Source organism: Armatimonas rosea, assembly GCF_014202505.1.
GTDB classification, from domain to species: domain Bacteria; phylum Armatimonadota; class Armatimonadia; order Armatimonadales; family Armatimonadaceae; genus Armatimonas; species Armatimonas rosea.
This window is the reverse complement of sequence record NZ_JACHGW010000005.1, coordinates 264910-285000: the sequence shown is the minus strand read 5'-3', so window position 1 is coordinate 285000 and position 20091 is coordinate 264910. Positions and strand designations below refer to the sequence as shown.

At 58.3% G+C, this 20091-nt stretch carries 19 protein-coding genes; 7 read left to right on the top strand and 12 right to left on the bottom strand.

Features of this window, described 5'->3' with window-relative positions:
* Both HNQ39_RS24805 and HNQ39_RS24800 read right to left on the bottom strand, forming a co-directional pair.
* Entirely contained in the window at window positions 1–393 is a 393-nt protein-coding gene (locus HNQ39_RS24805; RefSeq protein ID WP_184203221.1) for a type II toxin-antitoxin system death-on-curing family toxin, read from the bottom strand.
* Window positions 386–616, bottom strand: a complete 231-nt coding sequence (locus HNQ39_RS24800) for an AbrB/MazE/SpoVT family DNA-binding domain-containing protein (protein WP_184203219.1) — start codon at window positions 614–616, stop codon at window positions 386–388. The genes HNQ39_RS24805 and HNQ39_RS24800 overlap by 8 nt, the downstream gene beginning before the upstream one ends.
* Before the next feature lie 55 nt (window positions 617–671).
* Between HNQ39_RS24800 and HNQ39_RS24795 the strand changes: the two genes are divergently transcribed.
* The 4 genes from HNQ39_RS24795 (at window position 672) to HNQ39_RS24780 (ending at window position 7381) form a co-directional block, all read left to right on the top strand.
* Window positions 672–1532, top strand: a complete 861-nt coding sequence (locus HNQ39_RS24795) for an SMP-30/gluconolactonase/LRE family protein (RefSeq protein ID WP_184203217.1) — start codon at window positions 672–674, stop codon at window positions 1530–1532.
* Window positions 1533–1727: 195 nt separating this feature from the next.
* Window positions 1728–3230, top strand: coding sequence for a DUF4139 domain-containing protein (locus HNQ39_RS24790; RefSeq protein WP_184203215.1), 1503 nt, complete (start codon window positions 1728–1730; stop codon window positions 3228–3230).
* A gap of 18 nt (window positions 3231–3248) precedes the next feature.
* The gene (locus HNQ39_RS24785; RefSeq protein ID WP_184203213.1) at window positions 3249–5306 is read left to right on the top strand and encodes a redoxin domain-containing protein; all 2058 of its coding nucleotides are present in this window, start codon (window positions 3249–3251) and stop codon (window positions 5304–5306) included.
* Window positions 5303–7381, top strand: a complete 2079-nt coding sequence (locus HNQ39_RS24780) for a hypothetical protein (protein WP_184203211.1) — start codon at window positions 5303–5305, stop codon at window positions 7379–7381. Before HNQ39_RS24785 ends, HNQ39_RS24780 begins: the two co-directional genes overlap by 4 nt.
* 62 nt (window positions 7382–7443) lie before the next feature.
* On the opposite strand, the gene HNQ39_RS24775 is transcribed toward HNQ39_RS24780, so the two are convergent.
* From HNQ39_RS24775 to HNQ39_RS24755, 5 genes are read right to left on the bottom strand one after another with little or no spacing between them, the layout of a single operon-like run.
* Window positions 7444–8292, bottom strand: coding sequence for an ABC transporter permease (locus HNQ39_RS24775; RefSeq protein ID WP_184203208.1), 849 nt, complete (start codon window positions 8290–8292; stop codon window positions 7444–7446).
* Window positions 8293–8294: 2 nt separating this feature from the next.
* Window positions 8295–9254: an ABC transporter permease gene (locus HNQ39_RS24770; protein ID WP_184203206.1), complete on the bottom strand. Its 960-nt coding sequence runs from the start codon at window positions 9252–9254 to the stop codon at window positions 8295–8297.
* Window positions 9251–9841: a hypothetical protein gene (locus HNQ39_RS24765; RefSeq protein ID WP_184203204.1), complete on the bottom strand. Its 591-nt coding sequence runs from the start codon at window positions 9839–9841 to the stop codon at window positions 9251–9253. Before HNQ39_RS24765 ends, HNQ39_RS24770 begins: the two co-directional genes overlap by 4 nt.
* Window positions 9838–10998, bottom strand: coding sequence for an AAA family ATPase (locus HNQ39_RS24760; protein WP_221290304.1), 1161 nt, complete (start codon window positions 10996–10998; stop codon window positions 9838–9840). The genes HNQ39_RS24765 and HNQ39_RS24760 overlap by 4 nt, the downstream gene beginning before the upstream one ends.
* A 2-nt stretch (window positions 10999–11000) precedes the next feature.
* On the bottom strand, window positions 11001–12665 hold the full coding sequence (locus tag HNQ39_RS24755) for a peptide ABC transporter substrate-binding protein (RefSeq protein ID WP_184203202.1): 1665 nt from the start codon (window positions 12663–12665) through the stop codon (window positions 11001–11003).
* 240 nt (window positions 12666–12905) lie between these two features.
* Between HNQ39_RS24755 and HNQ39_RS24750 the strand changes: the two genes are divergently transcribed.
* Complete coding sequence (locus HNQ39_RS24750; protein WP_184203200.1) at window positions 12906–13796, top strand: alpha/beta hydrolase; 891 nt, start codon at window positions 12906–12908, stop codon at window positions 13794–13796.
* 180 nt (window positions 13797–13976) lie between these two features.
* Here the strand turns inward: HNQ39_RS24750 and HNQ39_RS24745 are convergent, their stop codons facing one another.
* The 3 genes from HNQ39_RS24745 to HNQ39_RS24735 are packed head-to-tail and all read right to left on the bottom strand — an operon-like array spanning window position 13977 to window position 16685.
* Complete coding sequence (locus tag HNQ39_RS24745) at window positions 13977–14654, bottom strand: DNA alkylation repair protein (protein WP_184203198.1); 678 nt, start codon at window positions 14652–14654, stop codon at window positions 13977–13979.
* A complete protein-coding gene (locus tag HNQ39_RS24740) occupies window positions 14632–15684 on the bottom strand; it encodes an asparaginase (RefSeq protein WP_184203196.1) in 1053 nt (350 codons plus the stop codon). Before HNQ39_RS24740 ends, HNQ39_RS24745 begins: the two co-directional genes overlap by 23 nt.
* Window positions 15681–16685, bottom strand: coding sequence for a hypothetical protein (locus HNQ39_RS24735; RefSeq protein ID WP_184203194.1), 1005 nt, complete (start codon window positions 16683–16685; stop codon window positions 15681–15683). The genes HNQ39_RS24740 and HNQ39_RS24735 overlap by 4 nt, the downstream gene beginning before the upstream one ends.
* 141 nt (window positions 16686–16826) lie before the next feature.
* Between HNQ39_RS24735 and HNQ39_RS24730 the strand changes: the two genes are divergently transcribed.
* Window positions 16827–18743 carry a GumC family protein gene (locus HNQ39_RS24730; protein ID WP_184203192.1) on the top strand — a complete coding sequence of 639 codons (1917 nt, stop codon included), beginning with the start codon at window positions 16827–16829 and terminating at the stop codon, window positions 18741–18743.
* Here HNQ39_RS24730 and HNQ39_RS24725 read toward each other — a convergent pair.
* Together HNQ39_RS24725 and HNQ39_RS24720 are read right to left on the bottom strand one after the other, a co-directional pair.
* Window positions 18701–19222 carry an HARBI1 family protein gene (locus tag HNQ39_RS24725; protein WP_246386085.1) on the bottom strand — a complete coding sequence of 174 codons (522 nt, stop codon included), beginning with the start codon at window positions 19220–19222 and terminating at the stop codon, window positions 18701–18703. The genes HNQ39_RS24730 and HNQ39_RS24725 overlap by 43 nt on opposite strands.
* Window positions 19117–19644 (bottom strand): helix-turn-helix domain-containing protein, encoded by a 528-nt coding sequence (locus HNQ39_RS24720; RefSeq protein ID WP_184202748.1) that lies wholly within the window; start codon window positions 19642–19644, stop codon window positions 19117–19119. Before HNQ39_RS24720 ends, HNQ39_RS24725 begins: the two co-directional genes overlap by 106 nt.
* Before the next feature lie 95 nt (window positions 19645–19739).
* On the opposite strand from HNQ39_RS24720, the gene HNQ39_RS24715 reads away from it, so the two are divergent.
* Window positions 19740–20066, top strand: coding sequence for a P-loop NTPase family protein (locus HNQ39_RS24715; protein ID WP_184203190.1), 327 nt, complete (start codon window positions 19740–19742; stop codon window positions 20064–20066).
* Window positions 20067–20091: the final 25 nt, after the last annotated feature.

Genomic DNA, 20091 nt, shown 5'->3' with positions numbered 1-20091 from the left:
TCACCTCGGCTCCGAGTGGTTTCGAAACCAATTTGCAAGCTCCTCTTCGCTAAGCTCTCCCGCCGCAAGCTGCTCAAAAACAACGGCATTTTCACTCTGTGATGTCGTCATCTTATAGCCATTTACCCAAAAGAAACCAAAGGATACCACAAGCGCCGTGCGTTTGTTTCCATCCACAAAGGCGTGGTTCTTTGCGATACCATAGGCATAGGTCGCCGCAAGCGCTGCGAGATCAGGCGCAGGCTCACCATAGCTCCAAAGGTTCTGAGGACGAGCAAGAGCCGACTCTAAAAGCCCATCGTCACGTACTCCTGCTCCCCCTCCATGCTCAGCAAGTTGCTCATCATGAACGGCCAAGACCCAACGCCGGGATACCCAGCGGGGCTCAGTCATCGTGCCCTGCCAGTCGTCGGAGTGCGTCGCGGTTCTCACGCATGATAATACGGGCTGCTTCCATATACTCATCGAAGTCAGGATCGTACGGGGAGACTTCGTAGCCACTCACTGTTTCTCGAATATAGAGAGTGTCTCCCTTCTCCACCTTCATTGAGTCCAGTACTTCCTTAGGCAAGATAATCCCCGCCGAGTTTCCCACACTAATAATCTTTGCTTTCATAGCAAAAATTATAACATTAGTTATAACACTTGTCAAACTCAGGTACACTAGGGCTATGAGTACTACAACTATCCTCTCTGTGATTGCTCCCGGTGCGGCTCTTGAGAAGCTGGCCGGAGAGTTCTCGTTTACCGAAGGCCCGACCGCCGATGCGCAGGGCAATGTCTACTTCACCGACCAGCCCAATGACCGGATTCTTATCTGGAGCACCGACGGCAAGCTCTCGACTTTTATGCAGCCCTGCGGACGCTCCAATGGAATGTACTTCGATGCCGCCGGGAATCTCTGGAGCTGCGCCGACGACCTAAACCAGCTCTGGTGCATTGGAAAAGATAAGAAAGTCACGGTTGTGGTGCTGACCGACCCGGCGGGGAAGCTACTCAATGGCCCCAACGATGTCTGGGTGCACCCCAAGAAAACCGGTGGCCTCTACTTCACCGATCCCCTCTATGCCCGGCCGTACTGGAAGCGCGATCCTAAGATGCAGCCCGCCGGACAGTATGTCTACTACCTAGCCCCCGACCACAAGACCCTCCGGGCCGTCGCGACCGACCTCACCCAGCCCAACGGGATCACAGGGACGCCCGACGGAAAGACGCTCTATGTCGCCGATATCGGGGCGGGCAAGACCTACTCCTACCAGATTCAAAAAGATGGCTCGCTGGCCAATAAGAAGCTCTTCTGCTCACTGGGCTCCGATGGCATGACGCTCGATAGCGAGGGCAATCTCTATCTCACGGGCAAGGGCGTGACGGTCTTCGATAAAACCGGCAAGCAGATCGAGAACATCCCCGTGCCCGAGGGCTGGACCGCCAATGTCAGCTTCGGTGGCAAGGACCGAAAGACCCTCTTTATCACCGCCAGCAAGGGACTCTACGCTATCAAGACCCGCACCCACGGGGTCCACAGCAAGTAGACGATGAGAACAGCTCCCAGAGAACAAGTCTCCGGGCTTAAGAGGGCTACGGCTGCCTTCGCAGCCAAGAGAATCTACTGCGTCCGAAGGGACGCGTCGCCCTCTTAAGCCTGAGGACTTGTTCCTTGGGCTCTTATGGCAACTTTGGCGCGACGTACATTGAAGGGGAGCGGCAAATAACGGCTCAAAAGAGCCATGAACGTTGTCGCTCCTCTTCTCTTTACGCTTCTCTCCCTCAGCGCACAGCCCAAAGCCGAGCAAACCCAGCTGACGATCTACAACCAGAACTTCGCCGTGGTTCGCCAGCTTGTTTCCACGGACCTCCAAGCGGGAATCAACACGCTCACGCGCACCGATGTGACCCGAACCCTGGAGCCAGACTCGGTGGTGCTCCGCGATCCGACCGGCAAGCGCGCTCTGCGTGTCCTAGAGCAAAACTTCCGCCCCAGCGCCCTCACGCCCGAGACGCTCCTGGAGCGCTACGAAGGCAAGCTACTCGACTTTGAGGTCATGGAGCCGGGCGGTCGCAAGCGCAAAGTCACGGGCAAGGTGCTCCGCAGTGGAGGAGCTGCCCAGTACAGCCGCTACGGTCAGGTGATCTCCCAGGCCGCACAGCCCGTCATTGAGGTCGAGGGCAAGACGCGCTTCGGCCTGCCCGGTGTCCCCCTCTTTCCCCCGCTGAGCGGCGACGATATCCTCAAGCCCACCCTCTCGCTTGTCGTGGAGTCCGGGCAGGCTGGCCCGGTCGGGCTGGAGCTGGCCTACCTCACCAGTGGCATGACCTGGGAGGCGGCCTACAACCTCGTCGCGCCCGAGACCGGCGACACAGTCAGCTTGACGGGCCTGGTGACCGTGAAAAACCGGAGCGGGAAGGTCTTTCCCAATACGCAGATTCAGCTCATGGCCGGCGATGTGAGCAAGCTCCGTCCCGCGGGAATCGACGAGATCATCAGCAGCGATGGCGATAATACACTGATAGGTGGTTTTGGAGGAATGGGGGGGGGAGCCTTTATGGGACCGCCGCCCGTTACCCAGAAGTCCTTCGATGAGTACCATCTCTACTCGCTGAGCCGCAAGACAACGCTCCAAGACGGTGAGACCAAGCAAGTCGAGTTTGTTCGCTCCGAGACGATCGACTCCGAGCGGGTCTATGTCTACAGCGGAGCGTGGATCGATCCCAACCGCTACCGAGGCTGGGGCTACGAGAACATCCGCAGCTCCCGAGAGTTTGGCACCCAGAGCAACCCGAAGGTCTGGGTGATGCGGGAGTTTGAGAACACGGAAAAGAACCACCTTGGCATCCCGCTCCCCAAAGGCCGTGTTCGCTTCTACCGCAAAGACGGCGAGGCGCTCCAGTTTGTGGGAGAGAACACGATCGACCACACGCCCCAAGGAGAAAAAGTTCGGGTCTACACGGGCGATGCCTTTGACATTGTCGGGGAGCGACGCCAGACCAACTACGCGGACAGCTCCGGCAAGAGCACCATTGATGAGAGCTTTGAGATCAAGGTGCGCAATCGCAAGAAAGAGGCGGTCACCGTGCGCGTTGTCGAGAAGCTCTACCGCAGCTGGAACTGGGAGATTAAAGAGCCCTCTGAGAAGTTTGCCAAGAAAGATAGCAACACGATCGAGTACACCGTGACAATCCCCCCCGATGGTGAGAAAGTCATCACCTACACCGCGCACTACTGGTGGTAGCTCAGGTAAAATGCCAGTATGAAACGATGCGTACTGTCTGCCTTTGCTCTGCTGGGCCTGAGCGCCCTCACCCACGCCCAGGAGCCCGTCAAGCCCGCCTTTGGGCACTCGATGCAGGGCGAGGCCTTCAACGAGGGACCGCGCCAGAAAGCCGTGCTGATGAAGGGGATCCCGAAGATTGAGTTTCCCACCAGCACCAAAAACAAGAAGGCGCAGCAGTTCTTCGAGCAAGGAGTCGCGCAGATCCACGCCTACTGGTACTTCGAGGCCGAGCGCTCGTTTCGCCAAGCCGCCGACCTCGATCGGGACTTCGCAATGGCCTACTGGGGCATGGCACGCGCCAATGTGAACAACCGCACCCGCGCCAAGGGCTTCGCGGAGAAGGCGGTTGAGAAGCGCGGCAACGCCAGCAAGCGCGAGCAGGGCTATATCGATGCCATCGCGCTCTTTGCCAACGGCAAGAACGACGAGTATATCGCCGCGCTTCGCAAGCTGGTCGCGGACAACCCGCTGGATATCGAGGCCACGGCGCAGCTCGCCCATGAGCTGCAGGAGCGGGCATTTGACAAGCCACGCCAGGACGAAGTGGAGCGCCTAGCCCAAGAGGTGCTTGCCACCAACCCGATGCACCCGATCCACCACTACCGAATCCACCTCTGGGACCGCCCGGAGAACACCAATGCACTCGACTCGGCGCACAAGTCCGGGCTGTCGGAGCAGGCCAGTGCCCACATGTGGCACATGGAAGGGCATATCTACACCCAGCTCAAGCGCTACGGCGATGCGGCGGTCTCCCAAGAGGCTTCGGCGCGGGTGGACCATGCCCACATGAGCCGTGTCCAGATCATCCCCGACCAGATCTTCAACTACGCCCACAACAACCAGTGGCTCGCGGAGAGCTTGGAGTTCACGGGGCAGCCCCAGAAGGCGCTGGAAGTCGCGCGAAACCTGGTCGCCAACCCGCGCCACCCCAAGCTCAATGTCCCCAATGGCTTCTCCGGGAGCGCCAGCCAAGGCCTCCCGCGCCTGATCGAGACCCTGGAGCGCTACGAGCTCTGGGAGATCGCGCTTGCGGAGAAGATCGAGAGTGTCCCGAGTAAGACCGAGCAGGAGCGCAACCGCCTGCGCCTGCTAGGCTGCGCCGCCTACGCCACCGGCAAGCGCGGTCAGGGCATGGCCTACCTCGACGAGCTCACCAAGCTCAAGGACAGCGAGAAGGCAATCGCCGCGGTGAAGTGCTACGCCGCGCTCGGGGAGAACAACACCGTGGAGGCGAGCAAGCACCTCGATGCCGCCGGACTCCCTGCCGAGCGCGAGGCCCTGATCCGGCTCCAGCTCGGGGAGCGGGAGAAGGCGCTCACTCTCGCCCAGAGCGCGGTCAAGAGCCGCCCCAACCAGGTGCTTCCCCAAGCCGCCCTGGTGCGCGTCCTCCACGCCAACGGCAAGCTCGACCAAGCCAAGGCCGAGCTAGAGAAGCTCCGTCCCCTCGCCGCCCGCGCCGAGCTAGACACGCCCCTCCTTGCGGCGCTCGCTCCGGTCGCCCAGCAGTGCGGGGCCGCAGGCGACTGGCGCGGGACACCGCCCGCCGACCCTCTCGCCCTTCCCCGCCCGAAGATCGAGGGGTTGGGGCCGCTCTCGTGGGTCCCCCCCGTGGCTCCTGGCTTCTCGCTCAAGGACGGCAACGGCAAGAAGGTCTCCCTCAAGGACTATGCGGGCAAGCCAGTGATCGTCCTCTTCTTCCTCGGGGCCGCCTGCGAGCGCTGCATGGAGCAGATCAATGCGTTTGCCGCCGAGGCGGAGAGCTTCCGCAAGGCCGGGTTTGAGATTGTCGCCATCAGCCCCGACCCGCAAGACGAGGTCAAGAAGATGAAGCCCTTCCCCTTCCCCATTCTTGCCAACCCCGACCTGAAGACCTTCAAGGCCTGGCGCACCTTCGACGACTTCGAGGACATGGCGCTCCACGGCACCTTTGTGGTCGATCCGGCGGGCAAGCTGCGCTGGATGGACACGGGCTTTGCCCCCTTCACCGATGCCAAGTTTGTCTTGGGTGAGGCCCAGCGCCTGTTGTCGCGATGAGCCTGACGCTTCGGCCGCTCGCGCCCCTGCGCCCCTACGAGGTCTGGGAGCGGGTTGAGCTCGCTATCGAGCTCGCACCGCTCCCAACCGGCAACCCCTTTGCCCTCGTTGTCGAGGGGTATCTGCTGGGGCCACAAAGTCAGAAGCTCACGATCCCGGCGTTCTGGGATGGCGCAAACTTCCGGCTGCGGGTCGTGCTTCCGGGGCCAGGTCGCTGGACCCTGGTTGCACGCGCCGGTACGGAGACCAGCAAGCCTATCCAACTCCAAGCAGTTCCTGGCACGCGCTCCGGCTTTGTGGAGCGCCCCCCAGGAAATTCCCGCTACTTCCAGCTCTCCAACAAGAGACCCTACTTTCTGGTCGGGGAGAATATCTGCTGGGCGGGCAAGCGCGGCCTCGCCGACTACGACGACTGGTTCTCGGCGTTGCGCAAGGCGGGCGGCAACTTCGCACGGCTCTGGATGGCCTTTCAGCCGCTGGAGACCAAGGCAACCGGCCTGGGGCGCTACGACCTCGCAAGCGCTGCCTACTTCGATTCGGTTCTCGCGCTCGCCGAAAAATACGAAATCCGCTGCATGCTCTGCTTCATGACCTACGGCGAGCTGGCGACCGGCGGCTACTTCAACGAGGGCAAGTGGCCCGAGAGCCCCTACAGTGCCAAGAACGGCGGCCCGGTCCCCGAGAAGAACCCCGAGGCCTTCTTCACCGAGCCTGCCGCCAAGGCCGCCTACAAGCAGCGCCTACGCTACCTGGTCGCCCGCTACAGCGCCTACGCCAGCCTCGGGTTCTGGGAGCTCTGGAACGAGAAAGACGCCCCCATTCCCTGGCTGTCGGAGATGGCAAAGACCATTAAGCGGCTCGATCCCTACCAGCACCCCCTCACGCACTCCTACTCCACCACCGGCCCCGCCGCCGCCTGGCAGCTTCCCGAGTTTGATCTCACCCAGACCCACCGCTACGGCGACGAGGGCTCGGTGCCGGATATCGCGCCGCTGGTTGTCACCGACACGCAGGCGCACGAGGCGTTCCAGAAGCCGCACCTGATGGGTGAGTTTGGAATCTCCTGGCGCGGCCCGGACACGCAGTTCGATCCCAAGAACACCGCGACCAACCTACACAATGGCCTCTGGGCGAGTGCGCTCTCGGGAGCCGCCGGGGGCGCGGCGATCTGGTGGTGGGATAGCTATGTCCACCCCAAGAACCTCTACGCGACCTTCACGGGCCTCGCCAAGTTCGCCGCAACCATCCCCTGGAACCAGCGCCACTTCGAGCCGCTCGCGCTCCCCGCCGCCCACATCCCCGCCAGCGGCAAAGAGACCTTTCGCGACCTCGTCCTCACCCCAACCGGCGGCTGGGGCGATAAGGCAACAGGACTCACCACCATCGCCTCCGACGGAGCCGTAAACGGCGCTCTCCCTGGTTTCTTCTACGGCCCCGGCAAGCCCGAGCTACGTGCGCCGCTCTTACTCAAAGTGACACTCCCCCAGCCCGCCGAGCTGATCCTGCGCATCCTGACAGTCTCGGATCGTGCCAAGCTCGTTGTCTCCATCGACGACAAGCCCGCCGCGAGTTTTGCCTTCAACGCCGCCCCCAACACGGGCCAAGACTACACCTCCACCAAGCACTTCCCCGAGTACGGCGGGATCTATCAGGCGCTCTACAACAAGGACCGCAAGGTGGCGCTCCCCGCGGGAACCCACACCCTCCGCATCGAGAACACCGACGGTGACTGGGTGAGCCTGGGTGGCTACACGCTTACCGGAGCGTGGTCATCGCGCTTTGTCCACCTACGCACGGTCGCCCTCCAAGACGCCGCCTCAGGCGAGACCCTTATCTGGATTCAAGACCCGGAGAGCAACTGGAAAAACGACCGCGACGGCAAGACTCCCCAGACCTTCACCGGCGTCCAGCTCACCGTCCCCGTCCCTAAAGCTACCCCGTACACCGCTCAGTGGTGGGATACCAGGCGCGGCACGATCATCAAAACGGAGCGCCTCTCGCCCCCCCATAAACCCCTCACGCTCACGCTCCCCTCGTTCACACGAGATATCGCGGTACAGCTACGGCCAAGCTAAACCCCTTCCGTCGCGGAGCGACATCGTGGCGGGACGCCAGCAGCGAAGCGGTGCCGTGGGCGTTAATGCCCGCCAGAGCGTTTTCGGGGATCGAGCGCGTCCCGGAGGCCATCGCCGAGGAAGTTTAGGGCGATGACGGTGAGCGAGAGACAGACCGCGGGCCAGACCACGAGGCGCGGCTCGGAGCGGTAGTAGTCGAGCGCGTCGTTGATCATGCGCCCCCACGAGGGAAACGGGCGCTGGACACCGATCCCCAGAAACGAGAGGGTCGCCTCGGAGAGGATCACGCCGGCGGCATCGACCGTCACCGCGACAATGATCGGGGAGAGCAGGTTGGGGAGGATATGGCGCAGCAGAATCCGCCCATTGCTCGCCCCCATTGCAATCGCGGCCTCCACAAACTCGCGCTTTCGCAGGGAGAGCACCTGGCCCCGCACCAGACGCGCCAGCGGGGGCCAGCCGGTGATCCCCAGCGACATCACCACCAGAAAGAGCGAGACCTCGGGCTTGGATGCCGCCGCGCCGAGGGTTCCCAAGAGGAGAATGGCGAGGAGCACATCGGGGAAGGCCAGGAGCGTGTCGGTGAGGCGCATGAGCAAGGTCTCCGCCCAGCCGCCAAAGAACCCCGCGATCAGCCCCACGGTGACGCCAATACCCACCACCACGAGTTCGACCAAGACCGCCACGGACAGAGAGATCCGTGCGCCGTAGATTAGCCGAGAGAGCACATCGCGCCCTAGGTCATCGGTGCCGAGCCGGTGTGCCGCGCTCGGCCCCTGCATCCGGTCGGCCAGCTTCTGTTCCGCAAACGGGTAGGGCGCCAGCACATTGGCAAAGAGCGCGATCAGCACCAGCACCCCGAGGAAGATCAGGCTGGCAAAGGCGAGCTTGTTTTTCTTGAGCTCTTGCATGGCTAGCGCTTCCCTCCCGCCGCACGTGCTCGGGGATCGAGGACGCCGTAGAGAATATCGACGATCAAGTTCACCACCACAAAGATAAAGGCCATGAGAAGCGCCAGCCCCTGGATCACCGGGTAGTCGCGCTGCTGGATCGCAAAGATCGACTGGTAGCCCAGCCCCGGAATCTGGAAGAAGGTCTCCACCACAAATGAGCCGGAGAGCAAGTACCCAAAGGTCGTCCCTGCAACCGTCATGATCGGGGGGAAGGCGTTCTTCAGCGCGTGCTTAAAGAGCACCACACCATCCGAGAGCCCCTTGGCCCGTGCCGTCCTAATGTAGTCCTGCCCCAGCACATCCAGCATCGCCGAGCGGGTCATGCGTGCCATCAGCGCCGCCGAGCGTGCGCCCAGGACAATCGCCGGCAGAATAAAGAACTGTGGCTGTGCCCGGACGGCGTCTCCCAGCGCGAAGCCCATCGGGGGCAGTAGGTTCCGCTGCACCGCAAAAAAGAGGGTCAGGAGCGGCGCGAGCACAAACGACGGCACCGCGACCCCGAGCAGCGCCACACTCATCGCCGCCCGGTCGATCACCTTGTTGGCCTTCACCGCCGCCAGAATCCCAATCGGAATCCCAATCCCCAAGGAGAAGAGAAGCGCCAGGGTCGCCAGGGTCCCCGTGTTGGGAAAGCCCCGCTTGATCAGCGCGGTCACTGCCTCGCCGTTGTTGTAGTACGAGCGCCCAAAGTCCCCGTGGAAGACAATTCCCGTGACATAGTTGCCGTAGCGCACCAGCGGCGGCAGGTCGAGCCCCAGCTGGTGCCGAAGCTGTGCCCTGCTCTCTGGGGTCGCGTGTTGCCCCAGCAGGATATCCGTGGGATCGGCGGGCGAGAGGTAGGTGGCGAAGAACACCAGAAACGAGATCGCGAGGAGGGTCGGGATCGCCAGCCCAAGACGCGTGAGGATGAGGCGAATCATATCTTGGTATGCCCCTTTATCGCTGTATAGGCCATCTCGAAATACTTTAACTCGCGGAGCGTCGCCCCCTCGACCAGCGCTAATATTTGAAATGCCATCCCTTTTCCATAAACTTTATCTCTCACACAATCTCGGGTCACATGTCGCAGTATATCGAAGAGAGTGTGACGGTGGCGTGTTTCCATCTCAAATTTGGAGGGCAAACCACTTTCCTGTAAACAGCTTCCGTAGAACGTCCTGAGGCCGTTTCGTTCGTAGATCAGCCATGACTCCATGCAGGTTGTCATTAGCTGAACCTGTCGTTCGGTGACTCCTTCGGGGAACTTCCAGCCATCTCTTTTGGTGAGGTGTTCAATTTTTGATGCATCAACCACTTCGTCCTCACTATCTACAAGCAAGACTGGCCAAGTGCCATCGGGATTTTTGTAGGCCACCTCAAAATCATCAAAAGCTTGTTTCCTACCACCACATGGAACGAATACAACATGCCTCATCCCAAAAAGTTCGGAGAAGCCACGGCGGCAATCATTGACCAGCTTTTTGTTTTTCTTCTCAGCCCCTTCTAAATAAACTGTCACCGTCTTCACCAGCGCGTTCCCCCAATCTGACCACGGTTCCAAAGCTGCCCTAAGCTATACTCTTCCAGCCAAACTTTGAGAGAGTCATGGCTTAGGCGTTTCATTTTGGTGATCCCATCTTCTTTATCAACGACAACAACGCATTCTGGATTCTCTGAAAAGCCATCCACAATAAACTCTGAGTGTGTCGTGACAATCATCTGGGTTCTCTCGGAACATTCCTTAATGAGATCAACCAAGCCAGAGAGCAAGTCCGGGTGCAACCCCAGTTCCGGCTCCTCCAAGCAAATCAGCGGCTGTGGCTCCGGGTTACACAGAATCGCCAGCAGACACAGATACCGAAGCGTCCCATCCGAAAGCCGCGTCGCCGGGATACGATAGTCCCCCTCGATCAGATAAAGCTGCGCCGTCCCACCGACAACGGAAACATCAAAATCCGTAATCCCCGCAAAGACATTCTGAAGTTTCTCAATCAGCTTCCGCCGAACCGGTGGAAAGCTTCGGAGGTAATTCAGATACATCGCCAAATTCGAGAAATCTTCCTCTAAAACCTCATGCCGTAAATCCGTTTTATGAGATTCCCGCAACTCACTATTTCTTCCAAATTGCCATTCACGATAAATCCGAATAAATTTATATTTCTGAGTCAAAAAATACAGTTCAGGAAGCCTTTTCGGGTCTTGTCTTTGATATAAAATTGATGAATCTTTTAGCAAAGGTTCATTTACCAATTCATCATCACCAGAAGCACTTCTCAGAATCGCAATATTTCCATCTCGTGTATAAAATGTGCTCTCGTCGTCGTTTCTATAAGGTATCCCTATAACTTCGTTCTCTATCTCAACAAACGGCCTTTCTGAGTCAAATCGTAACGAGTGTACAAGATCAAACTTTTTATCGGCAGCATCGTAACGAATAATGGCACTTAGTTCTGGCGATTCAGTCGGATTCCCCTTCCAAATCCAATCTGCAAATCCAGGGCTGAAAGCTTTCCTTAAATTTATTGGAGTGGAGCGGAGGACGTGGATGACTTCAATGAGGTTGGACTTACCGGAGCCGTTGGCTCCAATCAGGATATTGAGCTGATTGAGCTTGATAGGCTCCGGGTTTGGGCCGAAGGAGAGTAGGTTTCCGGGAGTAATCTCGCGCAGAAACGGTTCCGCCACGACTATTTGACCTCAACCGTGACGAGCGGAAGGTGGCCGAGGAGGCCGTCTTTGATGCCGGTGACGTGGGGTTTGATCAGCTCCATGTCGCGCTGGTAGTAGACCGGAATCCACGGGGCATCGTCCACGACCATGCGCTGGGCCTTGGCGTACATCTCCAGGCGCTTCTTGGGATCGGTCTCCACATCGGCGGCGGCGCAGAGCTTGTCGTACTCCGGGTTGGAGTAGCCGACATGGTTCTCCGCGCCCGTGGTGGTCAGGAGCAGTGAGAGGTAGTTCTGCGGGTCGGGGTAGTCCGCGCCCCAGCGGTGGAAGTAGACAACCTCATCGCGGTCCATGGCGTTGATGAGCGAGGCGTACTCCATCTCGCGCAGCTCCACCGGAATCCCGACCTTGCTCCACTGCTCCTTGAGAACCTGGGCGGTCTTGACGATATCCGGCTGCTGCTGGCGGAAGCAGAGGGTGAGCGGCGGAAGGCCCTTGCCATCGGGGAAGCCTGCCTCCGCAAGCAACGCCTTGGCCTTGGCCTCGTCGTAGGGGTACCCCTTGAACGCGGGATCGTAGCCGGGCATGCCCTCAGGGACGACACACTCGGCGGCGGTATTGACATCGAGGAGGACGCCCTTCTTGATCTCTTCCTTATTGGTAGCGTGGGCAAAGGCCTGCCGGACCTTGGCGTTCTTGAACGGGGCGTAGGCCTTCTGATTCAGCCCGACATAGTAGGTCGAGGCGCGGTTGAAGGTCTGCACCTGACCGGCGTACTTGGGGTCGGACTTGTCCTTCTCGTAGTCGCCCTTCTCCAGCGCGATAATGTCCACGAGCCCCGAGTCGTACTGGAGGCGGGCGGTCTTGGTGTCGAGGATGATCGGGCGCTCCACTTTCGTGAGCTTGGGCGCCCCGAGCACCCAGTCCTTGTTGGCCTCCAGGGTCACGGACTTCTGGGGCGTGTAGTTGGTCAGCTTGAAGGGCCCACAGCCGACAGTCGCCGCGTTCTCGGAGCCGATCGTCTTGGCACCGCTTGGCAGAGTCGGGCCTTTCTCGATCTCCTCTTTGGCAAGGATGTAGGCGGTCGGATAGGTGAACTTGCCCAAAAAGTACGGCCGGGAGCCGACCAGCGTGATCTCGACCGTGCTCTTGTCGATCACTTTCACGCCCGTGAGCTCGGTGGCCTTACCCGCAGCAAGCTCTTTGGCCCCCTGGATATCGTCGAGGTAGCTCCCTGCCACGGGCGAGGCGAGCTTGGGGTCGAGGGCGCGGGTCAGGCTGTACTTCACATCATCGGCGGTCACCGCGCGGCCATTGTGGAACTTGAGGCCGTCGCGCAGCACAAACGTGTAGACCTTCCCATCGGCGCTGATCTTAGGCAGCTCCTTGGCGGCGAGCGGGGTTACCTCGGTCTTGTCGTTCCAGCCCACCAGGCCCATGTGGGCGTTCTGGAGCAGGTCGATGGTCGGGCCATCTTGTGCGCGGTGCGGATCGAGTGTCGAGGGCTCCGTGGCGATCGGGTAGCGCAGGACGCCGGGGACAGAGCCCCCCCCTCCGGCTCCCCCCCCGGAGCTATTGCTCGACGGGCAGCCGGTCAGCGCCAGCGAGAGAAGGGAGAGACTGAGTGCACAGAACCCACGCCGGGTGAGGGTGGAGGATTGAGGAGGATTAGACGGTGTCATGACGGGGAAATTATAGCACGTTCTCACCAAACCTGAGTCGCCCGAATCGCCCGAGGAAGCCCTAAGAACAAGTCTTTGGGCTTGAGAGGACGACGCTCGCCTTCGCGAGCAGTAGATTCGGTTGGCTGCGTTTCGTAATTGTTGGCTGCGAAGGCAGTCGTCGCCCTTTTAAGCCCGGACACTCGTTGTCCGGGCATACCTCGTTGCCCAGGAGCACCCCTTCAGGAGTATAATGCCCCCATGAACACCAGCGCTGCGTTTCTTTTCGCTCTCGCCACCCTCGTGCTCCTGGCTCCGGCCAAGGCACAGCCCAAGTCCCAGGTACTCCCGCTCTACCCACCGGGCCACCCCACCCTCCAGGGGCAGAACGAGAAGGAGATCCTCACCCCGCCCAACCCGAAGCCGGGGCAGTACTTCAATATCAAGAATGTCCACAACCCGATTATCGAGGTCTTTCTGCCGCCGCAGGAGAAGGCCACGGGGACGATGATCATTGTCGCGCCGGGCGGGGGGCACCGGGAGCTGGGCTGGCCCAACGAAGGCACGCAGATCGCCAAGTGGCTCAATGAGCGCGGGGTCGCGGCGGCGGTCTTGAAGTACCGGCTGGCCTTCACCCCCGGCTACAAGTACACGGTCGAGGGCGAGGCGCTCCAAGACACCCAGCGTGCCTTCCGACTCGTGCGCGCCAACGCCAAAGCCTGGGGCGTCGATACCAAGCGGGTCGGGATTCTGGGCTTCTCCGCCGGGGGCGCGCTCGCCGCGCTGGTCCACATGCGCAACGACACCGGAAAGCCCGACGCCACCGATCCCATCGAGCGGGAGAGCTGCTACCCCAACTTTGTCGCGCTGGTCTACGCCGGCTGGGCCCCGATGGAGTTCAAGATTCCCGCCGGTGCCGGCCCCGCGTTTCTCACCAGCGCGGGCCTCGACGATGCCTTCCACGCCAAGCAGACGGTCGAGTACTACAACCTCCTCTTCGATGCCAAGGTCCCCGCGGAGCTGCACATCTACGGCCACGGCGGCCACGGCGGCGCGATCAGCGAGCGCAAGGGAATTCCGTTTGGCACGTGGCAAGTGCGCTTCCAAGAATGGCTCGCCGATCTGGGGTACTTAAAGGTTGGGGCACCGTAGTACATCCCTCCCCCCTGCCTCCTCCCTTCCCCTGAAACCCGACTTCGTCGGGGGGAAGGGAGGAGGTGACTAACTAACCCACCCCCACTCGTTCCTCGTCTCCCCTCCCTTCGTCCCCGCGAAGCGGGAAACAGAGCGAAGGGAGGGGCCGGGGGAGGGATGTCCGAGGGGCTAGGGATCTCAGAGATGCTTGAGCGCCTCGCGCACCGAGAGGCGGGAGAGTTGTGCTTTATTCGCCTCGACAAACGCCCGAACCGCGAGCGGGTCGGTGTAGGCGTAGGTGCGAAGCGCCCAGCCGATGGCTTTTCGGACGAAGAACTCCGGGTCGGCGGCGTTGTCGCGGCAGTAGGCAAAGAGGCGCTCAGAGTCGGTGGCTTGGTGGTGCTTGAGCTGGTGCAGGATCGCCGCCCGGCGCACCCAGAAGTTATCGTCGCGGCTCCAGGCATCCATAGAGACTTGCAGCTCGGAGAGACGCAGCGTGAGTGGGCTGAGCGCGGCCCCGACCACCCCATCGACACTGTCCCACCAGGAGTGGGTGACGATCAGCTCCTGCAGGAGGGGGAGGCTCTGGGTAGTGAGCCGCTTCTCATAGCGGGCAAGAAGGTCCAGCGCGGTGTACTGGTACTCCCGCTCGGGGAGCGCCCAGAGCAGACGTGTGGCCTCGGCGAGCCAGGCTTCGTCGGCGACTGGCTTTGCAGCAACAAGCAGCGGCCGGACGAGCGGCTGAAACTCCGGGCGCTTGAGCCCCAGAAACGGGAAGCGATTTTTCATGTAGCGCGCCATCGGCGCGGCTTTTTCGGGGCTACGGTGTCGCTCCAGAGCGGCCTGGACCGCCTCAGAGAACGTCGTGGGACTCATCTTCCATGTCCTCCGTAACCGTGAGCTCACCGGCGATATCGGTGAGTAGGAAGTCACGCGCGTCGATCCCACGCCCCAGTGCGGCCATGAGCTTGACCTGAGCCGCAACATCAGTCAGGTCTCCCGTGGGAAGCGCCCCCGCATCGAGCGCATCCCGCCCCGGCTCGTAGAGGCCCATACGGGTGGAGCCCCCCACAAACTTGGTCGTCACCAGCACCGGTATGCCGGCGTCCGTTGCTTCTTGGATCACGGGAACCAGTGAGAGCGGCCCCACATTGGGAACATTCCCCGTCCCCAGAGAGCGAAGAATAATGCCATGACAGTGCCTTGAGTGGAGCACCGCACGCAGCACCTCGGGCGGCAGTCCTGGGGTCATGTCCACGGTTAAGATCGCCCCGTCGAAGCGCGTGTCTGGGACAAAAGGCGCAGTTAGGGTACGCTCGGTGTGGAGCCCCGTGAGCCGAATCCCCGCTGCCGTTACCTCTCCCAAAAGAGGAAACGCGGGTGAGTCGAAGGCGGGAAAGTGAATCTCGCTGGTCTTGATGGCACGATTGCCACGCAGAACACGATCCCCAAAGACAATCATAACCTCAGCGATCTGGCGACGAATCGCAAGCCGTAGGGTGAGCAAAGCACCAATGAGATTGCGAGCCGCATCCGTGTGGTCACTTTTCAGGGGGAGCTGCGAGCCCGTGAAGACAATGGGTAGGTGCCCACCACGCGGCAGGGCAAGCGAGAGCGCTGTGGCAGTGTAGGCCATGGTATCGGTGCCGTGCAGAACGAGGACACCATCGCATCGTTCTTGGACTTGGGCCACGACGTCGATCAGCGCGGTCCAGTGGCTTGGCGCGAGATTGGTGCTGTCCAGCGATGCCAGCGGTACGAGCGTGAGCTCGGCGTAGCGTGCAGCGGCGGGCACCTGGTCCAGTAGCTCCCCCACCGATGCGGCGGGACGAAGCGCCCCATCGCCCCCACGCACCATGCCGATCGTGCCCCCCATGCCAATCACCACAATACGAGGGAGGGTCATTGCCCGGTCATCCGATACAAGTGTACGTCGTCGGGGGCAAAGGTATCCCTCACGGAGACCGTGCGCCCTTCCCCAAGTACCTCCAGCTTGCCGCACGGGTCCAGCTCGATTGTCACCGTCCTCTCCCCCGTGGCAGCAGCAAGGATATAAGTCGCCCCCTGGTGCTCGACCGTGAGTAGCTCAACACCATTTTGCACACGTCGCTTACCCCGGGGGTTATTGATAACCCCAGCAAGTTCTCGGATTTGCTTGTTCGTGGCAGTAACCATGGCTAGCATCTCAGGGTCATCGAGGAGTGCGTGCTCATTGAACTTGGGCTGAAACTGGTGCACAAAGTAGATAATGCCCCGCGAGCCATGGATAATCGCCCGCCAGGTCTCGTTGCGTACCTGTCGAGGTGTGGCTTTCCCCTTACCGTCGATGCGCGTGCACTCTACACAGTTCCAGATAGGCTTCTTTCCCTCTGTCCATTCGACGAGCCGGTCTACGCCTTTTGGGACGAGCCCCAGTGGGAGGTTATTTGCAGCAGGATAGACATCAAACGAGATAATGTCCCCCCCTTGGACATAGGTCTCGTAGTCGGAGAGCTTCGCGCCCGCTCCACGCCCCTTCCAGGCATCATTGGCGACTCCTTGCCCTAGATTAAGCAAGATAGGTCGGGTCGGGTCGGCGGCACGAAGCCGCTTGTAATCAGCGACGATCTTCTGCGGAGGTACACAAGGGCCCCAGCTCTTCTTGCCTGTCACGGGATCGCGCACTAGCTGTGCATTATCGGGCTCGTCGCCGTGCATCCAAGCCGCGATAATCGGGTCCTCTTTGTGGGCCAGTCCCACGGCATTCTGCTCACAGATCACCGGCATCTTCGCCGCGTTCAACGCCGCGAGCTGCGCCTCGGTTGGCCCCTGCCACAGACCTACATAGAGATTGATACCCGCTGCCCGGTATCGATGTGCGTTCTCTGGCGACTGTAGCCACACCGCGATCGGGAAAGAGTCTGGCATCCCCAAAACTTTCAAATTTCGTTGTTGTCTCATAACACTTTCCGGATTGTACCTGCCTTCACCCTCCTGAGAGAAACGCCCAATAAGTGTCTAAAATTTGCACGTGTCTTCTTTACTCTGCACTTTGGTATTGGAGAACTCATGGATATTTGGAGAGCGGTGGCGATTCTCAACCGGCGTAAGTGGTTGATCTTATTTAGCGTGGTGATTACAACCGCTCTGACCTTCGGTGCGACACGTCTTGTGGGATCGAAGTGGGAAGCAACGGTAAAATTGCTAGCTCCTCAAACTGCCTCGCGGGCAAATGGTACAGAGCAGGGACATGATGGTTATGATGTCAATCCTACCAACAGCAAAGCAATCACCTCCATGTACAACTCAATCCTCCTGAGTAGGGAGGTAGTTGAGCCCGCTTTTAAGAAGATTCAGGAGAACCTCCCAACGGGAGGAGAGCTCCCTAAACAGGTTGAGTTTGTCGTGGTAGGACCGCGCCTTTTCGAAATTCAGGTTACGACCAATCAAGCTGAAAAAGCAGAGCTACTTGCCAATGCCCTTGCTGAAAGCTTTGTAGAATATAACCACGTATTAAATACCAAAGATACATATAGCGTTGTCAAAATACTTCAAGAGCAACTCAGAAAAGCGGATGCTGAGCTTGCAAAGGCGCGTACAAAGTACAGCAATTACTCACAAGAACATAAAGTCATAGGGACATCTGATGACGAAACACGAAGTGCCCGTACCCAGATCGATACTTACCGGGCTGAGATTAATGGAGTCCAGCAAGAGCTAGCAGTCTGTCAAACGCGTTTGAGCAATAATCAGCGCCGTCTAGCTGAGATTGAGTCATTGTTGCGATCGCCTAGACCTGCGGTTACGGGAGCAAATTCAAAGGCGATCTCAGCAGAGATCGACCGTATCACAGGCACTTTAGCCTCCCTACAAGCACGATATGGTGCAGAATACCCCGAAGTCAAGCGGTCTCTCATCACCAGAGATGATCTTATTAAGCGTTTAAAGACAGCACAAGACTTAGAGCGCACAATTCTTACTTACGATGAAAAAGTATCTCAGCAAGCAGATATTCAAAAAAATAATAAAGATACACAAGCACGAATTTTAGAGTTACAAGCACGGCAAGAAACGCTTTCAAAAGCAATTACGAACGAAGAGAGTCGTGCAATGGAATCAAAAAACCTGAGCGACCCTGTAAATTCTCTAGCGAATGAAGTCAATTCGAAATCGGAGTCAAGGGCTGCGATATTAGCCCGTTTAAATGCAGCATTAATGGCCCACGACGTTGCCCAACGAGAAAATCCACTCGTCATTTTAGAGCGTGTCAACAGTCTTAATCCTCCAGTCAATATCAGTTCAGGCCGTACATTTAAACTGATTGGCCTGTCCGCAATATGTGCATTACTTGGTAGTTGTGCCCTAATTATCGCCTTGGATAGTGTCGACAAACGAATTAAAAGTGTTTCAGAAGCAGAACGTTCCTATCCTGTTCGCATACTTGCAACTATTCCTCAACCCGAGGGCACAATGTCCTACGCAGATTTAGCAAGAATCGCGGAATTAAAGCCACGAGCATTAGCAACAGAAGCATATCGTTTTTTAGGATTACATATGTTAAATGATGTGACTCCTAATATGCGATCTATCATGGTGATTTCAGCAAAGGCAGAACAAGGCAGTACAACAACTATTACAAACCTTGCTATCACTCTTGCTCAAGCGGGTAAAAAAGTAGTATTAGTCGATGCAAACACAAGAACTGCAGAGTTACATCAAGTTTTCAAGACACCAAATGACTTTGGATTCACCGATTTATTAATGAATCCGACAATTAGTTCGTTTGAAAAAGCGTTAATGCAGACAACCGTTGAAAATCTCCAGATCATCACAAGTGGAACGTCACCCGAAAACCCCTGGGAAACATACCGATCATCGAATTTGCGGATGGTATCGAAACAGCTAAGAGATATTGCTGATTATGTATTAGACGTTATCCTGATTCACCAAGGCTCTCCCGGCATAGGGACTTTTTGCCAGGGGTAAAGCCGCAAACGCAGGTTATGCAAACCACAAGCAATCTCCATTACCATGTCCGACATCTCGGCACGAATCAGGCGTAGAGAGTCACGAACGGCTCGACACCGCTTGATACTAGAGATGGCGTGTTCCACGTAGACACGAGAGCGACTGATGATACGATTGACAGCTTTCTCAAATGGAGTCAGTTCACGCCCACGAGGTTTCTTGTGGGGCATCAGGGTTTCCACATCAGCAACTTCAAATCCTTGAAAACCAAGATCCTGTAGAACGGCACTATCGGCAGGCAACTCATAGCCCACCGACTCAGCGATCTTTTTGTCAGCCATCGTGCCTTTGACCGTCTCACTCAGATGCACAATTCGGCAGTCCTCATCTATTAGGATCGCATTTTTGAGGGTGTGGCGCTTCTTTTTTCCACTGTAAAGATCGCGTTGACGCTGCTGGTCGGTTGGTCGGGGGACGGGACGTTCCGTAACGTCCAGACAAAAAGGGGGCTGTTTTCTGCTTCCACGCTTGCTTTGAGCTCCTGTACGGTTCTGCTGGGAGCATCGCCACTTTGGCGAAGTGCTTCTCTGAGGACCACTACAAGGAGCTGTAGCCAGTCGTTGACTTTAGGCTGCGACATATCGAAAAGTGCTCCCATGACCTCCTGAATGAGGTTCTGTTTGACGAAGGTCAGAACGAAGAGCAACTTATCCTCCGTGGTAGGCAGGAGAGCATTTTTGTAGACGGAAAAGCTCTTTCCCTCTCTTTGTTTGCCCTCGACGGTGACGTTCTCTAGGTGCGCTTCTAGGGCACTCTGAAAGTAGGGCAGTAGAGTTCTGAACTCGCTGGGCTCCAATCCCGTGAGGGCCAATAGTCTTCCCGAGGTGGCGCATGCTTTGGTATAAGTTAATCCCGACATGCCGAAATAATATCAGCAATTGAGAACAGCGTCACCACGCATGGAGGGACAATGAAACAGGATAACGTCTATTATATGATACCCCATCAGGAATTATGTTCACGGATGCACTAAACCTATCACCAATTATCGATGGTGCATTTTTGTGTGTCCGGGCCCTTGAAACACCAACTGGAGTAGAAAAACATTTACTAGATCTCATTAATGAGAGCAATGTAACGGTCTTAGGCGGTGTCCTTACAGATGTACCTGTTTCTATGGTGGCTGGTTATGAAAACTACCAACACTACTATGCCCCAGGAGTCTCAACTGTTCCCAATGGAATTTCGAGTGGCATACAATCTCAAAATCTATTAGATATACCTCAGGATCAAGATACTAGAGTTGATGAAATACAGGGGCAAAAAAAGGAGCCACTCTAAAATGGCATTCCGATCCACAGTCCCA